This is a genomic window from Embleya sp. NPDC050154 (assembly GCF_044460165.1).
GTDB lineage: Bacteria > Actinomycetota > Actinomycetes > Streptomycetales > Streptomycetaceae > Embleya.
Genome location: NZ_JBITJP010000008.1, coordinates 259792 through 278454, shown reverse-complemented (window position 1 = coordinate 278454; position 18663 = coordinate 259792). Strand labels below are relative to the sequence as shown.

At 71.1% G+C, this 18663-nt stretch carries 21 protein-coding genes; 7 read left to right on the top strand and 14 right to left on the bottom strand.

All coding sequences use genetic code 11. From position 1 onward, the window contains the following. Nucleotide 1 precedes the first annotated feature (1 nt). Entirely contained in the window at nt 2-325 is a 324-nt protein-coding gene (locus ACIBSV_RS19495) for a hypothetical protein (protein WP_395864539.1), read from the top strand. 20 nt (nt 326-345) lie between these two features. Here the strand turns inward: ACIBSV_RS19495 and ACIBSV_RS19490 are convergent, their stop codons facing one another. From ACIBSV_RS19490 to ACIBSV_RS19460, 7 genes are all read right to left on the bottom strand, one after another. Continuing rightward, nucleotides 346-879, bottom strand: coding sequence for a DUF6879 family protein (locus ACIBSV_RS19490; protein WP_395864537.1), 534 nt, complete (start codon nt 877-879; stop codon nt 346-348). A gap of 92 nt (nt 880-971) precedes the next feature. After that, nucleotides 972-2186: a methyltransferase domain-containing protein gene (locus tag ACIBSV_RS19485; protein ID WP_395864535.1), complete on the bottom strand. Its 1215-nt coding sequence runs from the start codon at nt 2184-2186 to the stop codon at nt 972-974. A 194-nt stretch (nt 2187-2380) separates the two neighbouring features. Beyond that, entirely contained in the window at nt 2381-3247 is an 867-nt protein-coding gene (locus ACIBSV_RS19480) for a helix-turn-helix domain-containing protein (RefSeq protein ID WP_395864533.1), read from the bottom strand. Further along, nucleotides 3244-3756: a DUF6879 family protein gene (locus ACIBSV_RS19475; RefSeq protein WP_395864532.1), complete on the bottom strand. Its 513-nt coding sequence runs from the start codon at nt 3754-3756 to the stop codon at nt 3244-3246. The genes ACIBSV_RS19480 and ACIBSV_RS19475 overlap by 4 nt, the downstream gene beginning before the upstream one ends. After that, nucleotides 3740-3934 (bottom strand): hypothetical protein, encoded by a 195-nt coding sequence (locus tag ACIBSV_RS19470; RefSeq protein ID WP_395864530.1) that lies wholly within the window; start codon nt 3932-3934, stop codon nt 3740-3742. The genes ACIBSV_RS19475 and ACIBSV_RS19470 overlap by 17 nt, the downstream gene beginning before the upstream one ends. A gap of 128 nt (nt 3935-4062) precedes the next feature. Continuing rightward, nucleotides 4063-4539: a GNAT family N-acetyltransferase gene (locus ACIBSV_RS19465; protein ID WP_395864528.1), complete on the bottom strand. Its 477-nt coding sequence runs from the start codon at nt 4537-4539 to the stop codon at nt 4063-4065. A 53-nt stretch (nt 4540-4592) separates the two neighbouring features. After that, nucleotides 4593-5033 carry a nuclear transport factor 2 family protein gene (locus ACIBSV_RS19460; RefSeq protein ID WP_395864526.1) on the bottom strand — a complete coding sequence of 147 codons (441 nt, stop codon included), beginning with the start codon at nt 5031-5033 and terminating at the stop codon, nt 4593-4595. A gap of 223 nt (nt 5034-5256) precedes the next feature. Between ACIBSV_RS19460 and ACIBSV_RS19455 the strand changes: the two genes are divergently transcribed. After that, entirely contained in the window at nt 5257-6366 is a 1110-nt protein-coding gene (locus tag ACIBSV_RS19455; protein WP_395864524.1) for a S1C family serine protease, read from the top strand. A gap of 218 nt (nt 6367-6584) precedes the next feature. Further along, complete coding sequence (locus tag ACIBSV_RS19450) at nt 6585-7556, top strand: RDD family protein (RefSeq protein WP_395864522.1); 972 nt, start codon at nt 6585-6587, stop codon at nt 7554-7556. A 32-nt stretch (nt 7557-7588) separates the two neighbouring features. On the opposite strand, the gene ACIBSV_RS19445 is transcribed toward ACIBSV_RS19450, so the two are convergent. Further along, complete coding sequence (locus tag ACIBSV_RS19445) at nt 7589-7780, bottom strand: ferredoxin (RefSeq protein WP_395864520.1); 192 nt, start codon at nt 7778-7780, stop codon at nt 7589-7591. A gap of 308 nt (nt 7781-8088) precedes the next feature. Here ACIBSV_RS19445 and ACIBSV_RS19440 point away from each other — a divergent pair, with 308 nt between their 5' ends. Continuing rightward, nucleotides 8089-10137 carry a serine/threonine protein kinase gene (locus ACIBSV_RS19440; protein WP_395864518.1) on the top strand — a complete coding sequence of 683 codons (2049 nt, stop codon included), beginning with the start codon at nt 8089-8091 and terminating at the stop codon, nt 10135-10137. Between the two features lie 28 nt (nt 10138-10165). Here the strand turns inward: ACIBSV_RS19440 and ACIBSV_RS19435 are convergent, their stop codons facing one another. Continuing rightward, nucleotides 10166-10588: a hypothetical protein gene (locus ACIBSV_RS19435; protein WP_395864516.1), complete on the bottom strand. Its 423-nt coding sequence runs from the start codon at nt 10586-10588 to the stop codon at nt 10166-10168. A 230-nt stretch (nt 10589-10818) separates the two neighbouring features. Here ACIBSV_RS19435 and ACIBSV_RS19430 point away from each other — a divergent pair, with 230 nt between their 5' ends. The 3 genes from ACIBSV_RS19430 to ACIBSV_RS19420 all read left to right on the top strand — a co-directional run bounded on the left by ACIBSV_RS19430 (nt 10819) and on the right by ACIBSV_RS19420 (nt 12476). Continuing rightward, nucleotides 10819-11565, top strand: coding sequence for a nuclear transport factor 2 family protein (locus ACIBSV_RS19430; protein WP_395864514.1), 747 nt, complete (start codon nt 10819-10821; stop codon nt 11563-11565). 13 nt (nt 11566-11578) lie between these two features. Beyond that, on the top strand, nt 11579-12118 hold the full coding sequence (locus ACIBSV_RS19425; protein WP_395864512.1) for a nuclear transport factor 2 family protein: 540 nt from the start codon (nt 11579-11581) through the stop codon (nt 12116-12118). Nucleotides 12119-12185: 67 nt separating this feature from the next. Next, complete coding sequence (locus ACIBSV_RS19420; protein ID WP_395864511.1) at nt 12186-12476, top strand: hypothetical protein; 291 nt, start codon at nt 12186-12188, stop codon at nt 12474-12476. A gap of 130 nt (nt 12477-12606) precedes the next feature. Here the strand turns inward: ACIBSV_RS19420 and ACIBSV_RS19415 are convergent, their stop codons facing one another. The 5 genes from ACIBSV_RS19415 to ACIBSV_RS19395 all read right to left on the bottom strand — a co-directional run bounded on the left by ACIBSV_RS19415 (nt 12607) and on the right by ACIBSV_RS19395 (nt 18614). Further along, nucleotides 12607-12810: a hypothetical protein gene (locus ACIBSV_RS19415; RefSeq protein ID WP_395864509.1), complete on the bottom strand. Its 204-nt coding sequence runs from the start codon at nt 12808-12810 to the stop codon at nt 12607-12609. Between the two features lie 494 nt (nt 12811-13304). Further along, nucleotides 13305-13793 (bottom strand): YcxB family protein, encoded by a 489-nt coding sequence (locus tag ACIBSV_RS19410; RefSeq protein WP_395864507.1) that lies wholly within the window; start codon nt 13791-13793, stop codon nt 13305-13307. Nucleotides 13794-13827: 34 nt separating this feature from the next. Further along, the gene (locus ACIBSV_RS19405; protein ID WP_395864505.1) at nt 13828-15528 is read right to left on the bottom strand and encodes a PrsW family glutamic-type intramembrane protease; all 1701 of its coding nucleotides are present in this window, start codon (nt 15526-15528) and stop codon (nt 13828-13830) included. Nucleotides 15529-15665: 137 nt separating this feature from the next. Beyond that, nucleotides 15666-16394: a tRNA (guanosine(46)-N7)-methyltransferase TrmB gene (gene trmB, locus ACIBSV_RS19400; RefSeq protein WP_395864503.1), complete on the bottom strand. Its 729-nt coding sequence runs from the start codon at nt 16392-16394 to the stop codon at nt 15666-15668. A 24-nt stretch (nt 16395-16418) separates the two neighbouring features. Then, nucleotides 16419-18614, bottom strand: a complete 2196-nt coding sequence (locus ACIBSV_RS19395) for an FGLLP motif-containing membrane protein (RefSeq protein WP_395864501.1) — start codon at nt 18612-18614, stop codon at nt 16419-16421. Between the last annotated feature and the right edge of the window lie 49 nt (nt 18615-18663).

Below are 18663 nucleotides of genomic sequence, written 5' to 3'. Positions count from 1 at the left end.
CGTGGCTGACGAGCCCGCTTTCGTTCGTGCCGACGCGCGTCCCGCGCTGGTTCCCTCCTATGCCGCCGTGCTGCGGATCCCTTTCGTGGCGCCGACGATCACCACCGCCTACCTGTCGGCCGACGCGTGCGCGACCGCGAACTCCCGGACCAGGGTGGGCGCGTGGGTCAACACCGCACTCAACGCGGGCGCCTCGACCGGCACCGCGACCACGGGCCTCCTGATCGGCCGGGTGCCACTACCGTTGATCTTCACGGTGGCGGCCCTCCCGACGCTGTTCGCCGCCGCGACGATCGTCATCGCGCCTGCCTCGCCGGAGTCGTGATGTTTCGTCGGACCACGGCTTCAGTGCGCGGGGTCGCCGAACTCGGCCCACCAGGACTCGAACGGCACGGCCTCGGCGAGCGCGAGATCACGGAGACGGCAGAACTCCCCCGACCAGTCGAGCGGCAACACATCGGCTGCGAGGAAGGCTCCGTCCTCGTCGTAGTTCATCACCGCGGTGGTGGTCGAGTCGAAGAGCCAGAAGTCCGGCACTCCTTCGAGAGGATTCGCGCGTTCGGTGACGTCGAGGATGAAGAACTCCTCACCGGCCGTCATGTTTTTGCGGTATCCCCAGCCCAGTTCGAAGCGGAGATAGGGGCTGAGCGGGCGAGTGAGCACGTGCACCCGATGCACGCGGCGGCCTGCCGCCGTGTGCGTACGAAGTTTCGCGAGCCAGGGGGCGTTGTAGTCGGCGGCCTGCGGTTTTCCGGCGAGGAACGCTTGGTAGGCGTCGACATTGCCGGACCGGCCGTAGTCGTCGAGGGTCTCCAATCGGAACGCGTCGGTGTCGAACGAGTCGAAGAGCTCAGCGAATCCGCTGTGCGGGTCGGGCATCGTGCGCCTCCGGGGGATCGGATGCTTGCGTGGTCCGCATTCTCGCCGCGAGGCTCGCCCCCGGGAGCGAAAGCGGCAAGGCGCGGTCTTGCTCACAGCGTCCAGGACAGCGCTTCGACACCCTGCATGGTCGGAAGCCCACCGGAGGTGGGGGCGGGGATCCGGGCTTCCTGGGAGCCGTCGGCGGAGACGGTCCAGCCGAACGCCTCCACGCTCGGCCGGCCGGCCGCGCACCAGCGGGCCCACGCCGCCTCGATCTCGTTCCACAGGTGGCGCGGTCCGTGTCGACGCACGGTGAAGGCGTCGAGTTGCCGGCCGTCGTAGTCGACGCTCGCCCACGAGGTGCCGGCCTCGTCGCCCACCCACAGGCGGGTGTGTACGCCCTCGACGTCGGGGTCGTCGTCCCAGTGCTGCCAGACGCCGGGCACCATCAGGCCGATCGCGAACTCGGCGACGGGGTCGCCGCCGGCCACGTCCCAGGGTGACAGCGTGGTGCCGCTCGACGCGGGGACCTGGTCCGAGAGGACGACCTGGCGGATGTCGGTGATCCGGGAGCGGTGTCCGCGCAGGTGCATGAACGCTCCGCCCGCGCGGAAGCGGCCGTGTGCTCGGCCCAGGTCGTCGACGGTGGCCACGAGGGTGCCGTTGGCGGTCCAGGCGGTCGCCCACGGCGTGACGATCACGGCTCCGGGCCGGCACTGCCGAATCCAGGCCGGCGGGAGGTGGGTCACCGCCGCGCCCGACAGAATTCGGTCGTAGGGGGCGCCGGTGGCCCAGCCATCGGCACCGTCTCCCCAGACGACGGTGGGATGCCACCCGAGCGCGGCCAGGCGGGTGCGTGCGGCGCGGGCGAGCGCCGCGTCCACCTCGATGGTCACCACGTGTCGGTCGCCCAGCCGATACGCGAGCAGTCCGGCGCTCCAACCGGTCCCGGTGCCGATCTCCAGGACGCGGTGCCCTTCGGTGACTTCGAGGGCCAACAGATGCGCCGCCACGATCGAGGGTTGCGACGCGGAAGAGGACGGCCACTCCGGCCCGCCCGGTCTCGGCGCGCCACCGTCGCACACCTGCACGACCACCGGCTCGTTCGCGTACGCGGCCGACCACCAGCGTCGGGGGTCCTCGTCACGCTCGCAGCGCTCGTGTCGATCGCCGTCCGACCGACGCAACCACACCGCCTGGGGCAGGAACGCATGGCGCGGGATGCCCACGAAGGCGTCCCGCCACCCTTCGGGCAAGTCACCGACCGACTCCTCGATCAGGCGGAGCAGACCCAGTCGGGCCTCCTGCGTCCCCTCTGCGCCCACGGACACCCGCCTCACCGCCCCTTCGGCGTGCCGGGACGAGCGGGCTTGTCCGGTGGAATGGGTGGCGGAACCGGCTTCTGCGGCTTGTGTCCGTCATCGGTTGCGGGGTCGCGGTGCTTTCCCATGGATATCTCCTCGATAAAGTTCGAAGTCGCTTTCCATGGATACTCGGGCCTGCTGTCGGATGTCCAATTTCAGTCACGTTCCTGCATCGATTGCGTCCGGAAGGATGCGGCCCAGGATTCGATTTCCGCCCGCGCCTCGTCACCGGAAAGCGCGAGACCGGTGAAGTACTCGAACAGGCTTCGGTGATATGAGACGTCCTTCGGGTCACGGAAGACCAGTTGTCCGCTGAACAACTCGACAGTCACCAGGTGGTCGCCATAGACGACGAACGTATTGAACGGAGCATCCGCCAGTCGGCGACAGAGCGGTAATATATGCACGTGGACCTGTGGGAGTCTCGATACGGCAACAAGGTGATCCAGTTGTAGCGCCATTGCCGATGCTTGGCACAGTTGCCAGCGGATCGCCGACTCCGTCAAAAGGAAGTCGAATCGTTTCCGACGATCATGCAGTACCGATTGTCGTTCGAGCTTTATGGCCATCATCCGTGCCGTGTCACCGGCCGCGGGGTCGACGGCCGGTGCCAGGGCCTGCCGCATGTACTCCGGCGTCTGGAGCAGGCCCGTGATCATCACCGGCAGGAAATGTCGGATGTGATCGGCGCCGGCCTCGAGCGCCGCCAGCTCGCGTTGGCGGTGATGGAGACCACGCCGGACCGACGTGCGGACGTCTTCGTACTCGGTATTGGCAACTTCCGCCAGGCGGGTGATCTCGTCTGCGGTTGCGGTATCCACGTCGAGGGCTTCCAGTATCTGCCGCACGTCGAGGATGGACGGCAGAGTCCGTCCGGATTCGATCCGGGAGATCTTGCTCTGCGACATGGCGCATCGAACGGCCAAGCGCTCGCCGGAGAGACCGCTTGCGTTCCGCAGGGCACGCAGGGCCGAGGCCAGGCGCAGTCGGTCCCGGCCCGCCTGGCGCGGGTCGAAGGTCAATCCGGGAGATATTCCGAGAGGGGGACGGACAGGGCGATTGCCGTTTCCTTCGCCCGGCGATACCAGGCGAGATCCGGAGACTCCAGCAGAATGCGAGCGATCTGAGCGCCGTGTTCGTCGTATCGCATCTCTACGACTTTCGAGTCGTCGAGCATCCAGAAATCCGAAGGCAGTGACGGGACGTCCTGAAGGCGCGTCGTGTCGAGAATTCTGACGTCTTCACCGGCCGCGACGTTGTAGCGATACGCCGCGAACTCGTATCGAAGATAATTGGACAGGGGCGGTGTGACGACGTGGACCCGTCGAATCCGGCGGCCACCCCTCCGGTAGTGGGCGAGCTTCAAAAGCCACGGATCATCTTCGGGAAGAACCAGACGGCCGGTGGCCAGGAAATCGGAGTATTCCTGCTCTTCGTCGACCATGGAATATACGGACAGCGTCTCCAGTCTGAACGCTTCGTGTGCGAACGAGTCGAAGAACGCGGTCCAGCGCTCACCAGCCAAGTGCACGCGCGGCCTCCCGGAGCACCTCTTCCGGCAGCGAGACGACTGCCTCCCCCTCGGGCGTTCGGTGATCCACGAGGAAGCCTTGAACGGCGATCGTGCCGTTCAGGTCGGTGGTGAAGACAGTCGGGCAGTCGTTCGACCGACATTCCGGATTCCCGCCCGCGACGCGCGACAGCTTCATGTTTCGCCCTCCGTGTTCGTTCGACTACCTATGGGGACGCTAGGAGATGGCGACGAGCCGGGGCAAGGGCTACCCGCGTTGCTGCATAAAACGGGTGCGGGGACGTGGCCTGTGCCGAGGGCGTCGGGTCAGCGTTCGGCGAGGCGGGCCAAGGGGTTGCCGGTGAGGCGGTAGCCGAGCCATTCGCGTTCGGGGAGGGCGCCCAGGGAGTCGTAGAAGCCGATACTGGGCTCGTTCCAGTCCAGGACCGCCCACTGGAGGCGCGCGTAGCCGCGGGAGACGCATATGGCGGCGAGGCGCTTGAGGAGCGCCGTGCCGTGGCCGCCGCCGCGGGCCTGGGGGCGGACGTACAGGTCCTCGAGATAGATGCCCGGTACGCCCTCCCAGGTCGAGAACGTCGTGAACCACAGGGCGTAGCCGACCACCTCGCCGCTTTCCTCGTCCTCGGCGACGTGTGCGAAGGCCGCCGGGTTCGGGCCGAAGAGGGCCGTGTGCAGTTGGGCCTGCGTCGACTTGACCTCGTGCAGCAACTTCTCGTAGTCGGCGAGTTCGCGGACGAGGGTGTGGATGGCGGGGACGTCTGCTGCGGTGGCTTCGCGGATCATGGTTCGAAGCTATCGCGACCCCACCGGTCGGTTCGGCGGATTTTCCGCCCTCGCTACGCCGTGGGTGCCACGTACATGTAGGACTTCTCCTCGCTGCGCGAGGAGATCCGCCACTCGCCGGCCACGCGCGTGAACGTGTCGATGTACCACAGACCGCAGAACATCACCGGGCCCGGCGTCTCGTCGTCCTCGCCCTTGAAGACCATCGGGTTGTGACACATCGTGCGGCCCGTGGCGGTGTCGCCGTCGACGGTGATCGACGAGTTCGATATCAGGTGCTGGTAGGCGCCGAAGCCCGGCATCACCGAGGCCAGGAACTCCTTCGTCTCCTTCAGGCCGCCCTTGGAGCCGCCCATCGCCGAGTAGTCGATCAGGGCGTCGGTGGTGAAGACCGTGTCCAGGGCGTCCCAATCGCCGGTGTCCACGGCGTGCGAGTAACGGACCATCAGGTCCTGGATCTCCATCCGGTCCGAGATCTCCTGAAGCGTCAGCATGTGCGTGCCCACCCTCTCCGGCCCTGCGGCGTCGTTCCGTGATCACGGGTCGATCCGAGGGGCCAACTTGACACGAACAAGCACATGGCGAAAGGGGCACCGCCTCGGCGGGACGGTGAAAAGTCCGATCCTGGGGTTAGTACGAAGAATGCTCGGGGGACCGGCCCCGCTATCGGTATCCGGGCCGTCGCCGGCGACAGCCGCCGAACCCGAGGGAGACATCGTGGGCAGGACGACGCGGCGACGGGTCACGGTCGCGCTGACGGCCGCCGTGATCGCCCTGGGCGGGCTGGGCGCGTGCAGCGACGACGACGGGTCGAAGAAGGACTCGTCCCAGGACGGCGCCACCGCCGGCGGCAACGTCGCCTCGGGTTCGGCCGCGCCGAGCAACGCGCTCGCGAACGACCTCCAGGCGAAGTACCAGGAGGTCGTACGCAACGTGCTGCCTTCGGTGGTCCAGATCACCACGCAGACCGGGCTCGGCTCGGGCGTCGTCTACGACGACAAGGGCAACATCGTCACGAACGCCCACGTGGTCGGTCAGGCCACCACCTTCGAGGTCACCCTCCCGAACGCGAGCAAGCCGGTCACCGCCAAGCTGGTCGCCGCGTTCGCCCCCGACGACCTCGCGGTGATCCGCCTGGACAACCCGCCCGGCGACCTCAAGCCCGCCAGGTTCGCCGACTCCGCCAAGCTCCAGGTCGGCCAGATCACCATGGCGATGGGTAACCCGCTCGGCCTGGACTCCAGCGTCACCGAGGGCATCGTCTCGGCCGTCGGGCGCACCGTCAGCGAACCGCAGAGCACCGGCTCGACCGGTGCGACCATCTCCAGCGCGATCCAGACCTCGGCGGCGATCAACCCGGGCAACAGCGGCGGTGCGCTGGTCGATCTGGACAGCCAGGTGATCGGCATCCCGACCCTGGCCGCGACCGACCCGGAGAGCAACGGCGGCGCGGCGCCCGGCATCGGCTTCGCGATCCCGGCCAACACGGTCAAATCGATCGCCGACCAGATCATCCGGAACGGCAAGGTCGACAACTCCGGCAAGGCCGCGCTGGGTGTCACCGTGCGCACCGTGGCGGGCTCCAACGGGCGGGCCGCCGGCGTCGGCGTCGTCTCCGTCCAGGAGGGCGGCGCCGCCCAGGCGGCGGGCATCCGGCAGGGCGACGTGATCACCTCGATCGACGACCAGCCGATCACCGACGTCGCGAGCCTGTCCGAGGCACTGGGCGGCAAACGACCGGGCGACAAGGCCACGGTGAGCCTGGTCCGCGCCGGCGCCGGCGGCCAGGCCACCGTGGAAGCGACCCTGGGCGAACTCAAGAGCTGAGCGGACGGCTTCCCGACCCGAAACGGCCTCCCGGTCCGGGTACGCCCCCGACCCCGACACGCCCCCGACCCGATCCACCGTCCCTCGGCGCAAGGGACGATCTACGCGATACCGTCCCGGTCATGACGATCCCCCAGCCTCCACGCGGGCCCGGGTCGCCGTACGGGGAGCAACCATCCGTCGACGGTGACCCACACCTGTCCTGGCACCAACCGCCCGTGACCGCAGCACCCCTGATCCCCGATCAGGGGCAACCGCCGCTGCCCGGGCCGCCCGCCGCGCACTTCGACCCGACCCGGCCGCCGCCGCCGCCACCGGCACCGGCACCGGCCGCGAGCCCGACCGACTCCGGCGAACTCCCGCTCGCGTCGCGGACCATGCGCCTGATCGCCCGCACCACCGACTACCTGCTCACCACCGCGCTGGTGCTGCCACTGTGGTTCCTGGCCTACCACTACCTCCAGACCAAGGCCACCGACCTGCCCACGAAGGTGGTTCGCGACGCGTTCCTGGACGTCGTGTTCGGTCGTGCCGGCGAAGCCCAACGCGCGCCGCTGGAAGCCGTGGACGGGCTGTGGGGCACCACCAAGACCCTGCTGCTTCTGCTGATCCTGGCGCACCTGCTGGTGCCCACCGTCTACGACTGGTTCATGCACGCCAGGTTCGGCCGCACGCTGGGCAAGATCATGGTGGGCGCGAAGGTGGTGCCGGTGGGCACGTCAGCGCAGGCGGTGCGCGGCAGGGTGCCGGTCGGCGGGTGGCGATCGGCCCGGCGCACCCTGGTGGCCGTGGTGGTGCCGTGGGCCGCGCTGCTGCTCACCTGGTACGAGATCGCGCTGCGCCAGTGGAGCATGGCGGGCCTGTTCGCGCTGATCACCCTGATCGGCTTTTTGGATCCGCTGGCCGTGCTCGGCCCGCGCCGGCGCACGTGGCACGACCGGACCGCCGGCACCGTGGTGGTCAACGTCAAGCTGCTCGCCCGGGGTTGGTCGGCCACCCGCAACGCTTCGGCGGCGATGGCCCAGGGCGCGCGAGAAGCGTCCGGCAGGGTGGCCCAAGGTGCTCGGGGCGCGTCCGGCGCGGTGGTCCAGGGCGCTCTGGGCGCACGTGAGCGGTGGCAGTCGACCAGGGCCCGCTCCGACGATCCGTCGTCCGGCCCCGGCGACTCGGGCCGACCCGGGGCGGGTTGAGGTCCTACCCGCCACCCCGGGCCGGCCGCGGGTCAATCCTGGATCGAGATGGCTCGGGTCGGACAGAGCCGAGCCGCCTCCTCCACCTGCGGCCGCAACCCTTCACCCGGGTTCTCGTTCAGGATGTAGAGGAAGTTGTCATCCCGGACCTCGAACACCTCGGGTGCCTCGGCCATGCAGAGTGCGTTGCTCTTGCACTTGTCGAAGTCGACGACGATCTTCACATTCGGCCCTTCGGTCGTGGAAGCGGTGCGATGCGGCGATACCTCGAAGCGGTGCCGAACGACGGCCTTCCGCGGCGGTGCGACCCGGTGGCCGCGCCGGCCGACACGCGAACCGTCGTCCCGCGCCGGGGCGTTGGCACACCCGGCGCAACCGCTGGCCTATCACGCGACCCCTCGGGTAAGGCGAGCCTTTTCGCCCGAACGGGGAACCAGCCGGTGCCCTGGGGAGGTCACAAGACCGGATGAGAGGATTCCATCCCGGTACGGCCGCAGCCGCGGGCCGGCGAACCAACACGGGAGGCACGTCCATGACGGCCGAGGGCGGCGCCGAGATACGTCCGTTGCGTCCGGGAGACCCACAACACATCGGACCGTTCCGGATCACGGGCAGACTCGGCGCGGGTGGAATGGGCGCGGTGTACGCGGGCCTGGACGGCTACGAACGCCGCGTCGCGGTCAAGGTCGTGCACGCGCAGTACGCCGACGACCCGGAGTTCCGGGCCCGGTTCACGCGCGAGGTCAACCTGCTGCGCGCGATCAAGGGCACGTGTACGACACCGGTGCTCGACGCCGATGTGGACGCCGAGACACCGTGGTTCGCGACCGAATACGTCCCGGGCCCGACCCTGGACGTGCGGGTCAACCAGGGCGGCCCGATGCGCGGCGACGAGCTGATGGGCCTCGCGGCCGGGCTCGCCGAGGCGCTCGTGGCGCTGCACGACGCCGACGTGATCCACCGCGACCTGAAACCGCAGAACATCATCTGCTCGCCCGCCGGACCGCGCGTGCTCGACCTGGGCATCGCGCGCTCGATGGAGGACAGCGGACTCACCCGCACCGGCATGATGATCGGCTCGCCCGCGTGGATGAGCCCCGAGCGCTTCAAGGGCCACGACAGCACGCCCGCCGCCGACGTGTACGCGTGGGCGATGCTGATCACCTACGCGGCCACCGGGGTGATCCCGTTCGGTACCGGCGCGCCCGAGGTGGTCGCGCTCCGCGTGCTCCAGGAGGAGGCCGACCTGTCCGGTGTGCCGGACGCGTTGCGCCTGATCGTCAAGCGCGCGGCCGACAAGGAACCGCACTACCGGCCGCACGCCCGCGAGTTGCTGGCCTCGGTCACCCATGTGTGGCGTGGCGCGCTCGGCACCGCCGCGGCGCCCTCGCTCGACCCGGTCGCGGACGCGACGTCGCTGATCGGGCAGTTGTGGACCACGCCCGCGTCCGGCGGCCCGTGGCAGGTCCAGCAGAACCAGCAGCAGCAGACGCCGCAGACGCCGCAGACGCCGCAGCCTCGGGTGTACGAGCCGCCGCGCGGTCCCGCGCGTTCGGGCGGCACCGCCGCCTTCGGGGCACCCAGCGTGCCGCCACCGCCCGCGCACGGCGGGCCCTCGCACGACCCGTACGGCGCCTCCCCGACGCAACCGCCGCTGTATCGCGACACGCCGACCTCGGGCGCGCACGGAATCCCCTCGCAGCCCTCCGGCCAGTACGGCGCTCCCTCCGGCCAGTACGGTGCCCCATCCGGCCAGTACGGCGCGCCGTCGGGCCAGTTCGGCACCGCCGGCCAGGCGCACGGCACCCATCAGCATCAGGCGCCCGCCAGTGGCGCGTTCACCCCGCCCCCGGCCGGCCGCGGCGCGGACACCCCGCCGCCCACCGGGCGGGCCGCGGCCCGGCAGGGCGCGGCCGGCGGCGGTGCGGGCCGCAAGCGGGTGGTCATCGTGGCCGGCGCCGCGGTGGCGGTGGTCGCGATCGCCGTCGGCGCGGTGTTCGCGTTGCGCGGCGACGACGGGGACAAGACCAAGCCGAAGGCGAACCCGAGCCCGTCCGCCGAGGCGCCCAAACTCACCGGTAAACCCGGCGGCTTCACCCAGGACATCCAGGGGATGAAGTTCGCGGTGCCCGTCACCTGGGAGCTCAAGCAGGTCAGCGACACCGAGGTGTGCGTACTGCCGACCGCGACGCCGGCCGCGCTGCGCACCACGTGCGAGCGTGCCGGGCTGCGGATCTGGGTCGGCAAGAACGACCAGCGCAAGATCGACTTCAAAAATCAGGCGAACTGGACCTTGGGTGCGAAGGCGACCTGCGTGACCCGGGCCGACGACGCGGTGGCACCGACCAGCAAGACGGACGGGAAGAAGTACGCCGAGCCGGGCAAGGGCAGCCTGAAGTACGAGTACGCGTCGTACAGCGTGACCTGCAAGAGCGGCGACTCGTTCCAGCCCCAGTTGTGGTGGTTGCCGCAGTCGATGATCTCGTTCTCCACGGCGGGCCTGTCCCGCGAGTACGACGCGGACCTGAACAAGATCCTGGCGTCCGTGGACGTGACGAGCTACAAGAAACCCAAGGTGTAGCCCGTCACGTCCGGCGGGACGCGGTGGGCTAGAAGTCGGCCGCCGCGGCCACCGGCAGGAACGGGTTCTCCGGTCCGGCCGGGAAGGAGCTCCAGCTCTGCTCCTCGTAGAGGTTCATCAACTCGTGCTCGGACTCCTCGGTGTCCGGCCACTCGGCGTTGACGACCACATGCACCGAGGGCTGGGGATACTGCTCCCACCACTGGACTATGTGGCCCTCGCCGTCCACCGGGACGGGGTGGTGCTCGACCCGGTGGACCATCATGTACGGTCCGCCGGTCCACGGCCCTATGTGCGCGCCCCCCAGCGGGATCGCCGAGACCGAGTCGCCGCCGCGCGGCAGGGCGGGCCCGGCGAAGTCGCCCGAGAGCAACGAGCCCACGTACCCCGTCGGGGGACGGTCCGGTGGGACGTCCTGGTAGAAGTCCACCCGGACCCTGTACCGGATCACTCGCGTCCCCTCCGCTTCGTTTTCGTCTTGGTGGCGTGCTCGCTCGGAGCCCGGCCGGCTTGTTGCGACCGGTAATACGTATACCAGCCGGCGACGGTTCCGTTTCGTCGATCGGGCGAGGGCTGGACTTCCCGGCGGGGCGCGGGCAGGATCACGCGCACCGGAGGCGGCAGGCAGCGCCCGGATCTCTCCGTGCGCCCAGGCTCGCCGGACGAATGCGGGGAGGCACGATGGGCGGCAGCCGGGACGAGGTGGCGGCGGCACTCGCACGGGGCGGGCCGGGCGCGGGCGATGTGGGCGACCGGGTGTGCCGATTCACCGAGTGGACGATGGTCGACGGCGACCTGGTCTGCCGCTACGTCTGGCACAACCTGCCGGATCCCACCGGCGGCGCCACCAGGTACACGGTGCCCGGGACCGAGATCGTGCGCCGGCTCGGCGACGGCGATCGCTTCGAGACGGTGGGCGAGTTCCGCAACGGCGACGACGCCGACGCGATGATCGCGCGCTGGCACGCGGCGGGCGGGCCGGCCGCCGGGCACGACGGAGCCGAATTGCGCGGCATCGTCGGCTGGGCGCCGGAGCCGATGCCGGTGCCGACCCCGCGCGAGGAGATCGAGCGCGCCTTCGGCGACTTCACCGTGCGACTGACCTCGGCCTCGGCGGGCGGCGAATGGGCGCCGGTGGCGGCGGTGTTCACCGACGAGGTGCGGGTGCGCGACCACGTGATCGGCTTCGTCGAGGGCCGGCACGCGTTGAGCGCGTACATCCGCGACGGTGTGCGCCGCTCGCCGTTCACGCGCTACCCGATCCGGCTGCGGATCATCGACGGCAATCGGGTCTCGACGGTGGTACGCGCCGAGGGGCCCGTCGGCAGCCTGGACGTCAACGTGGTGCTGCACTACGCGGGCGAGGGCCGCTGGTCCTATGTGGAGGTCGTGTACAACCCGCAGGAGATCGGTCGTCCCCCGGCCTGACAAGGTGTCGGGTATGGACGACGTGCAACGGCTGCTGGCCTACGAAGACATCCGTCAACTCGCCGCGCGTTACGCGCTGGCTCTGGACAGTCGGGACCTGGACGCGCTGTGCGCGCTGTTCGTGCCCGATGTGCGGGTGAGTCGGCAGGAGTCCGGGCGCACCGCGCTGCGGGCGTCGTTCGCGGCCCAACTGGCCCCGCTGGGGGTGAGCATCCTCAATGTCGGCACACACGTGATCGACCTGTCGGACGCGGATCACGCGACCGGGCACGTGTACTGCAAGGCCGAGATCCAGGAGGGGCCGCGCTGGTTGCACCAGGCGATCCTCTACCGCGACGTGTACGAACGGCGGGACGGCACCTGGTACTTCGCCCGCCGGCGACACGACCTGTGGTACGGCGCGAACGTCGGCGCCAACCCCGTGGGGCTGCCGCCGGCGAACTGGCCCGAGCGTTCCTACGGCTCGGGCACGGTGCCGGCCATCTGGGACACCTGGCGGGAGTTCCATCGATCCTCGGACGAAGGGGACCGATCGGGTTCCGTCCGGGGATGACGGGGCAGGCGAGGAGCAACCGGATACTCGGCGGCAGACTGCCTACTCGGCGGTGGGAAGGTCGGCCATGGCGCGCGACAGGCTTCCGGACGGCGCGAGAAACGCGGCGGCGCGTACCGGTGTGCTCCTGGCGCTCACCATCGTCGCGGCGATGGTGGCGCTGCTCGGCGTCTGGGCGCACACGTGGTTCTGGGTGTGGGCGATGTTGTTCGTCGGCCTGGGCATGCTCGGCATGGCGTGGAGCGCGCTGGAGATCCTGATCGCGCTCCAGGTGGCCGAGGAGCAGCGGGACCGGGACCGGGGCGTCTACCAGGTACGACCGGTCGAGATGCGCCCCCGGCGGCGCACCGGGCGCTGACCCGGCGCCGGAGCGGCCCCCGCCGCGCGATCGCCCCCACGTCGCCCGCCCCACCCGCGGGCCCGCTTCGTCGCGCCCGGCACGGGGCGCGGCACCCCGATCGGCGCCGCGCCGCGCGAGCCGCGAGCGGTCAGGGGACGATGCGCTCCACCGCGGCGGCACCCAGCTCGGCCAGCCGCCGCCGGGCCTCCTCGATGTTCTTCTCGGTCAGGTCCTTGCCCTCCGCGAGCACCAGGTCCTCGGGGTCGACGGGCGTCTCCGCGCCGCTGCGCAGGTCCATCCGCGGTCGGTCGCCCTCGGGGATCTCGTCCACGGGAATCCGCTCGTCACTCATGTCGCCGTCCTTCGCTCGGAAGTGGAGTCGGTGCCCCCGCACCGCACCCGACTACCCGTTGCGACCGGGGTGGGAACCCCGCGGTCGCGCGCCTGCCCGGAGAGCCGCCCGGCGGCCGCGTTCGCCGTGTGCAGCGCGTCGGCGGGCACCCCTTCGGGACTCGCGTCCCGCATGTCCCGTACGTCCGGCCACGTGCGCGCCGCGGCCGACGGGTCGACCGAGTCGGTGCGTACCCACTGAGGAACGGCTCGCGCATGCCCCGCCGGGTGTGCGTGGGCGACCGGAGGCACCCGAAGGCGATCCCGCGAGGGGTCGCCTTTGTGATGAATGCGGGAAATGCGGAACGGATGAAGGCCAATGATGCTCGCATGGCAGGATAAACGCGCCCGATCAGGTCGAATCGGTATTGATTCTCGCCATTTCGAGCAGCCGGGCCGTACTGAAAGCCTTTGCCCACAGGTTTTCCACAGGATGTGGATCTTCCTTGTGGAAGATCAGCGGGCTGCCCGGCTCCGGCTGTGGATAAACGTCTCCAGTTCGAGGTTCTCGGCGTCCGAAAAGACCCGGCGGGGAATGGTCATCGCCTGGGTGGGACCGAACTCGAAGATCCATTGCGCGTCCACCGAGCGCACCTTGCGGAAGGTGTCCCACTCGGTGGCGCTGCGGCTGCCGCCGAGCGTGGTCACGAACTCCTCGTCGGTCAAGGTGACCTCGCACGGCACCCCGTGCATGTGCTTGTTCTGGCGCGCCGCCTGGATCGGTGCCCAGAACCGCAGCGCGAGCATCGCCAGGCCGAAACCCACGAACGCGAGCGGCCACAACACGGTCGTACCGGACAGCAGCGCCTTCGTCACCAGGACGACGCCCAGCACCGAGAGCACCGCCCCGGCCCCGAACAGACCCCGGAAGAGCCCGCGCCGAAAGGCGAGCACGCCCTCCGCGATATCGGCCTCGGTCGGGACGTAGGTGGTCGAGATATGCACCCGGCCATGGTCGCACGCGGTCGACCCGGGCCGGCTACGCCTCCCGGCGCTCCCCGTACGGCGGGCCGTCGGGCGGCGGGTGCGGGGCGTCGCCGGGGCGGGCGTACCAGATGGGCGGGCCCGGCGGCCCGGTCCGGGCGGGCACGGCATCGTCGGCCGACGCCTGTGGCGGACCCCACGGCGAGCCGGGCGGCCCGGTCGGCTCGGCCCGGGCGCCGTCGGCCGCGTGCCGGGGCGGTTGCCACGGCACCGGGGCGCCGTACGACGGCGCGGGTCCCCAGGCGGGGTGCGCGGCCGGATGCCGAGCCGGCGGCACCCACCCGGGCGGCGGCGGTCCGAACGGCGCCGTTCCCGCCGGCGGCCCCCAGCCGATCGGCGCCCCGTACGGGGCCGTTCCGGCCGGAAGTCCGTACGGCGCCACGCCCGGCGGCCCGTACCGCATCGGCCCCGGCGGGCCCCACCCGGGCGGCGGCTTGATGTAGCGCCAGCGCGGCGAGGGCATGGTGTGGTCGATCACGTGTCCCAGGCTCGGCTTCGCGGCCCACAGCCGGTTCAGCAACTCCCGTTCCTGTTGCGGATACTCCGGCGTCGGCCCGCGGCGCGACCGGCCCGCGCGCCGGCGCAGCTCGGCGAGCAGCGTCGCGTCCGCCTGATACGCGCGCAGCCGCGCCACGCCGGCCGGGCCCAGTGTGGTCCGCGCGGTCCGCAGCGCCCGCGAGCGGTCCGCCATCGAGGACAGCAGCAGCGGCTCGTGCGGCCGGAACCAGCCCGCCGCGACATACCCCGGCAACTCGTCCTCGACCGCCCGCAACTGATCGCGGCGCACGATCACCGCGTACCAGACGAGCGCGCCCAGGATCGGCATCATGACCAGGAAGTACACCCCGAGGAAGGCCAGACCCTGGCTGGCCGAGCCGTTCCAGGCCGCGTGCAGGCCGACCGCGCACAGGTACCCGCCGAGCGGGAGCAGGATCCGTGCCTGGCGGGACCGGGCCAACAGCGAGAGGCCGAAGCCGAGGCCGATCATCGAGGTGAACAGGGGATGGGCGAACGGCGACATGATGCCGCGCGCGATGAAGGTCCCCCACGTGGTGCCCAGACCGTTGCCGCTGTCCTCGCTCGCCGCGAACTCGCGGCCGAAGTACAGGATGTTCTCGGTGAACGCGAAGCCCGCCGCGCTGACCGCGGCTGGGATCAGCCCGTCCAACACGCCTTTGAAGCTGCTCCGGATGGTCACGAACAGCAGCAGGACCGCGAGTCCCTTGACGCATTCCTCGACCACCGGCGCCACGATGGTCAGTCCGAGCAGCTCGGCGTCCTCTTCACCCTTGAGGTCCATCAGCTTGTCGAACGACCAACTGTTCGCGAGCAGCGCCACCAGCGCGCCCGCGCACGAGCCCCACGCGAACGCGAAGAGCAGGCTCTTCCACGGCATCGGCCGGACCCGGCCCAGCCACACGATCGCGCTCACCACCAGCGGGGCGGGCACCAGCGCCAGCAGCGCGCCGACCAGCAGTCCCTGCGCGCCGATGGTGTCGCCGAGCATGACCGCGACGGTGACCGCGCAGCCGAGCAACGCGAGGACGAGCACGGATATTCGGGCGGTCTGGTTCGCGGCGAGCGCGCGCAGCCCCGACTTCTCCGTGGGCCCGGGCCGGTACAGGGCGAACTCGTAAGCGGCCCGGTCCGGGGGGACCGGACCGGCCGGCGCGTCGGGTCCTCGCTCAGCGTCCATATGGGGTGACGATAACGCCGCGCGGTGCCGCGGCGCCCCTCTCTCGCTTGGCTGTGACTTGGTCGGTATGGGTGCCTTGCCGAGATCGGGCCGGGCCGGCGCGCCTCGGGCGTGGTCGCCTCGGGCCGAGAGCCGGATCAGCGGCGGCGGAACAGCAGATCCGCGACCTCGTGGCCCTTGTCCAGCCCCTGCTGTTCGAAGCGGGTGACCGGTCGCCAACTCGGCCGGGGTGCGTAGCCGTCGACGGTGTTGACCAGTTCGGGCTCGGCGCAGAGCACGTCGAGCATCCATTGCGCGTAGTGCGCCCAGTCCGTCGCGCAGTGCAGCGTCCCGCCCGGGACCAGCCGTGACGCGGCGAGCGCGGCGAAGCCGGGCTGGATCAGCCGGCGCTTGTGGTGGCGGGTCTTGGGCCACGGGTCGGAGAAGAAGACCCGGATGCCCGCCAGGCAGGCCGGCGGCAACATGTCCCGGAGCAGTTCGATCGCGTCGCCGTTGGCCACCCGTATGTTCGTCAGTCCCCGGCGCTCGGCGTCGTGCAACAGGCTGCCCTGGCCCGGGGTGTGCACGTCGATGGCGAGCACGTTGGTGCCCGGATCGGCCTCGGCCATCGCCGCGGTGGTCTCGCCCATGCCGAAGCCGACCTCCAGCACCACCGGACGGTCGTCGCCGAACAACTCGCCCAGGTCCAGCCGCCGGTCCGCGACGTCGAATCCCCACCGCTCCCACAGCCGGTCCAGCGCGTCGCGCTGGGCGAGCGTGACCCGCCCCCGCCGGGGGGTGAAGCTGCGCACGGTCGCGAGGTGTCGGATCGGTCGATCGGTGATCGGGACGCCGGAGGCGGTCGAGGCGCCGGGAAGAGGGGACATAAGACAAGGATTTTACGGCCGAACCTACGATCGGCCGATCGTCGGGGGAACACCGGGCATCGGCGGCGGCGCGCCCGTGGGCCCGGGCACCGTCGACGCGATCGGCGCGGGGCGCTGCCCCGGTGGACCCGGCGGCGGTCCCGGGCGCAACCGGAACACCGCCCAGAACGCCACGGACGCGATCAGGAAGGCGCCGAACAACCACACCGCGCGCAGCCACATCTCCCGGCTCGCGCCCGTGCTCACGCCGGTCGGGTCGAGCAGGGTGAGCAGGAACAGGAACACCGCGACGGCGTACACCGCCGCCCAGCCCCGGCGGCTCCAGCGCCACAGCAGGTGCCCGTCCAGGAAGCGGATCGGCAGCAGGCCGAAGACCAGGCCGATCACCGCGGCGACGTAGGTCTGGGTGAGCACGTTCTCGGCCAGTACCCAGCCGAAGGCCGGCGTCTCGTCGTCGGCCAGTACGTGCTCGACCGGGATCCGCCACACCCACGCGCTCATGCCGAGCCCGGCGAGCGCCCACGCGCCCAACGCGCCGGCCCGCCCGTCCTCGCGCACGGACAACCGGCGCAGCCCGGCGTGCGTGAAGGCCAGGAACAGCCCGTAGAGGTAGCCCGGCACCAGCTGCCCGAGCCGGGACCCGATCCCCAGGAGCAGTGCGACCACCAGGGCGCCGGGGACCAGGTGCGGGAAGGCGCGGATCCGCGAGACGCGTCGGCGGTACGCCTCGGCCACGCCGGAGTAGGCGAGCACGGTGAGCGGGATCGCGATCAGCAGGGACAGCGCGAGCGTGTACGTGCCGGTGTCCAGGGCGACGTTCGGTTCGACCGCGACGGTGCCGAGCGCGGACAGCGCGACGAAGGCGAGTACCTGGAGCCGGGGCGCTCGGGGCATCGAGCGCGGGCGGGCCGCGCCGGGCCGTAGCCGGCGACGGATCCGCAGCCGGTTCTCCTCGACGGTCTTGTTGAACAACTCGGCCGCGAAGCCGATCAGCGGGAGCGCGAGCGCTGTGCCGACACCGGCCGCCGCCAGGGGCGCGGGATGATCGAGCAGATCGTCGGGGGAGGGCAGGCGGCGCGCGGAGTCGGCGCGGTCGGTGGGTCGGCCCGCCTCCGCCGCGGCCTCGGCCGGGCTTCGGGTCGGCAGCACGGTGAGCGCGAGCCGGACGCTGCCGTCCAGGCGCTCGGTGGCGCACGCCGCGGTGAGCTCGGCCGGTCCCTCGGGCAGCCCCGCGGGCACGGTCAGCTCGCCCTCCACCCGGCCGTCCGGGCCGACCGGCACCCGGGCCAGCTCCCGGTCGCCTCGGCGGATCGCCACCTCGGCCGGCGCGCCGTCCAGCCGTGCGGCGCAGCCGGTGAAGCCGGTTCCGCTCGCCCGGATCCGGTCGCCGCCCCCGGCCCGGGTCGTGGAGAGGGTGAACGTGGCGGGTGCGACCGCGAGTTCGGCGCCCAGGACGGTGTCCGCGTCGACGACGCCGAAACCTTCCCGGCCGGCCAGGCAGGACACGGTGAACTTGTGTCCGCCGCGCACGGGCGTCTGCGGGATGCGTACCCGCAGTGCCCGGGGCCCCTCGTACTCGGCCGGGGCGTGGAACGTGGTGACGAAGCGACCGTCCCAGAAGAGCGCGCCGCTGTGCGTCGCGTAGGCCGGGCCGCAGCGCAGATCGGTCCACACGGTGACCGGCGCCTCGGGCACGGCCTCGGCCGGCTCGACCACCAGTCGCCGGCTCGCCAGGGTCGCCGGCGGCGGACCCGGGGCCGGGAAGCCGTTCGGATTGCCGGGTTCGCTCTCCGGATAGGCGAACGTGGCCTGGGCCATCGGCGCGGGGTGGATCACCGAGCCCCGGTTCGTGCACACCGTGCGGAAGCCCTGATCGCCGGTGTAGATCGGCGGGTCCAGGGTGAAGCGCACGGTGAAGCCGTGATCCCGTGCCGGGTCGATCGGGACGTCCGCCGCGATCAGCCGGTCGGCGCCCATCACGTTCGTGCGCAGTCGCGCGTCGTACCCGATCACGTCGACCCGCCCGGTGGCACAGCCGGTGTGCCCGGTGCCCCGAAGCGTCACCACGTCGCCCGGGCGCAGCGGCCCGCCCGGGGAGATCACCAATCGGGCCCCCGGGGCGTCCGCGTGCGCCGGCGGGTAGCCGCCGAGCAGCACGCCCATTACGCCCAGCACGAACGCGGCACCCACGAACAGGATCCGCGGCAAGGCGGATTTCACGGCCACAACAGTCCCCCGATCGCAGGCCCGCGCCCATGATCTCGTGCCG

Coding starts and splice junctions, on each gene's coding strand:
- ACIBSV_RS19415 (WP_395864509.1), bottom strand. CDS start 12,810: ATGAGTGACGAGCGGATTCCCGTGGACGAGATCCCCGAGGGCGACCGA.
- ACIBSV_RS19405 (WP_395864505.1), bottom strand. CDS start 15,528: ATGGACGCTGAGCGAGGACCCGACGCGCCGGCCGGTCCGGTCCCCCCG.
- ACIBSV_RS19425 (WP_395864512.1), top strand. CDS start 11,579: ATGGACGACGTGCAACGGCTGCTGGCCTACGAAGACATCCGTCAACTC.
- ACIBSV_RS19430 (WP_395864514.1), top strand. CDS start 10,819: ATGGGCGGCAGCCGGGACGAGGTGGCGGCGGCACTCGCACGGGGCGGG.
- ACIBSV_RS19420 (WP_395864511.1), top strand. CDS start 12,186: ATGGCGCGCGACAGGCTTCCGGACGGCGCGAGAAACGCGGCGGCGCGT.
- trmB (WP_395864503.1), bottom strand. CDS start 16,394: ATGTCCCCTCTTCCCGGCGCCTCGACCGCCTCCGGCGTCCCGATCACC.
- ACIBSV_RS19460 (WP_395864526.1), bottom strand. CDS start 5,033: ATGCTGACGCTTCAGGAGATCTCGGACCGGATGGAGATCCAGGACCTG.
- ACIBSV_RS19470 (WP_395864530.1), bottom strand. CDS start 3,934: ATGAAGCTGTCGCGCGTCGCGGGCGGGAATCCGGAATGTCGGTCGAAC.
- ACIBSV_RS19490 (WP_395864537.1), bottom strand. CDS start 879: ATGCCCGACCCGCACAGCGGATTCGCTGAGCTCTTCGACTCGTTCGAC.
- ACIBSV_RS19465 (WP_395864528.1), bottom strand. CDS start 4,539: ATGATCCGCGAAGCCACCGCAGCAGACGTCCCCGCCATCCACACCCTC.
- ACIBSV_RS19440 (WP_395864518.1), top strand. CDS start 8,089: ATGACGGCCGAGGGCGGCGCCGAGATACGTCCGTTGCGTCCGGGAGAC.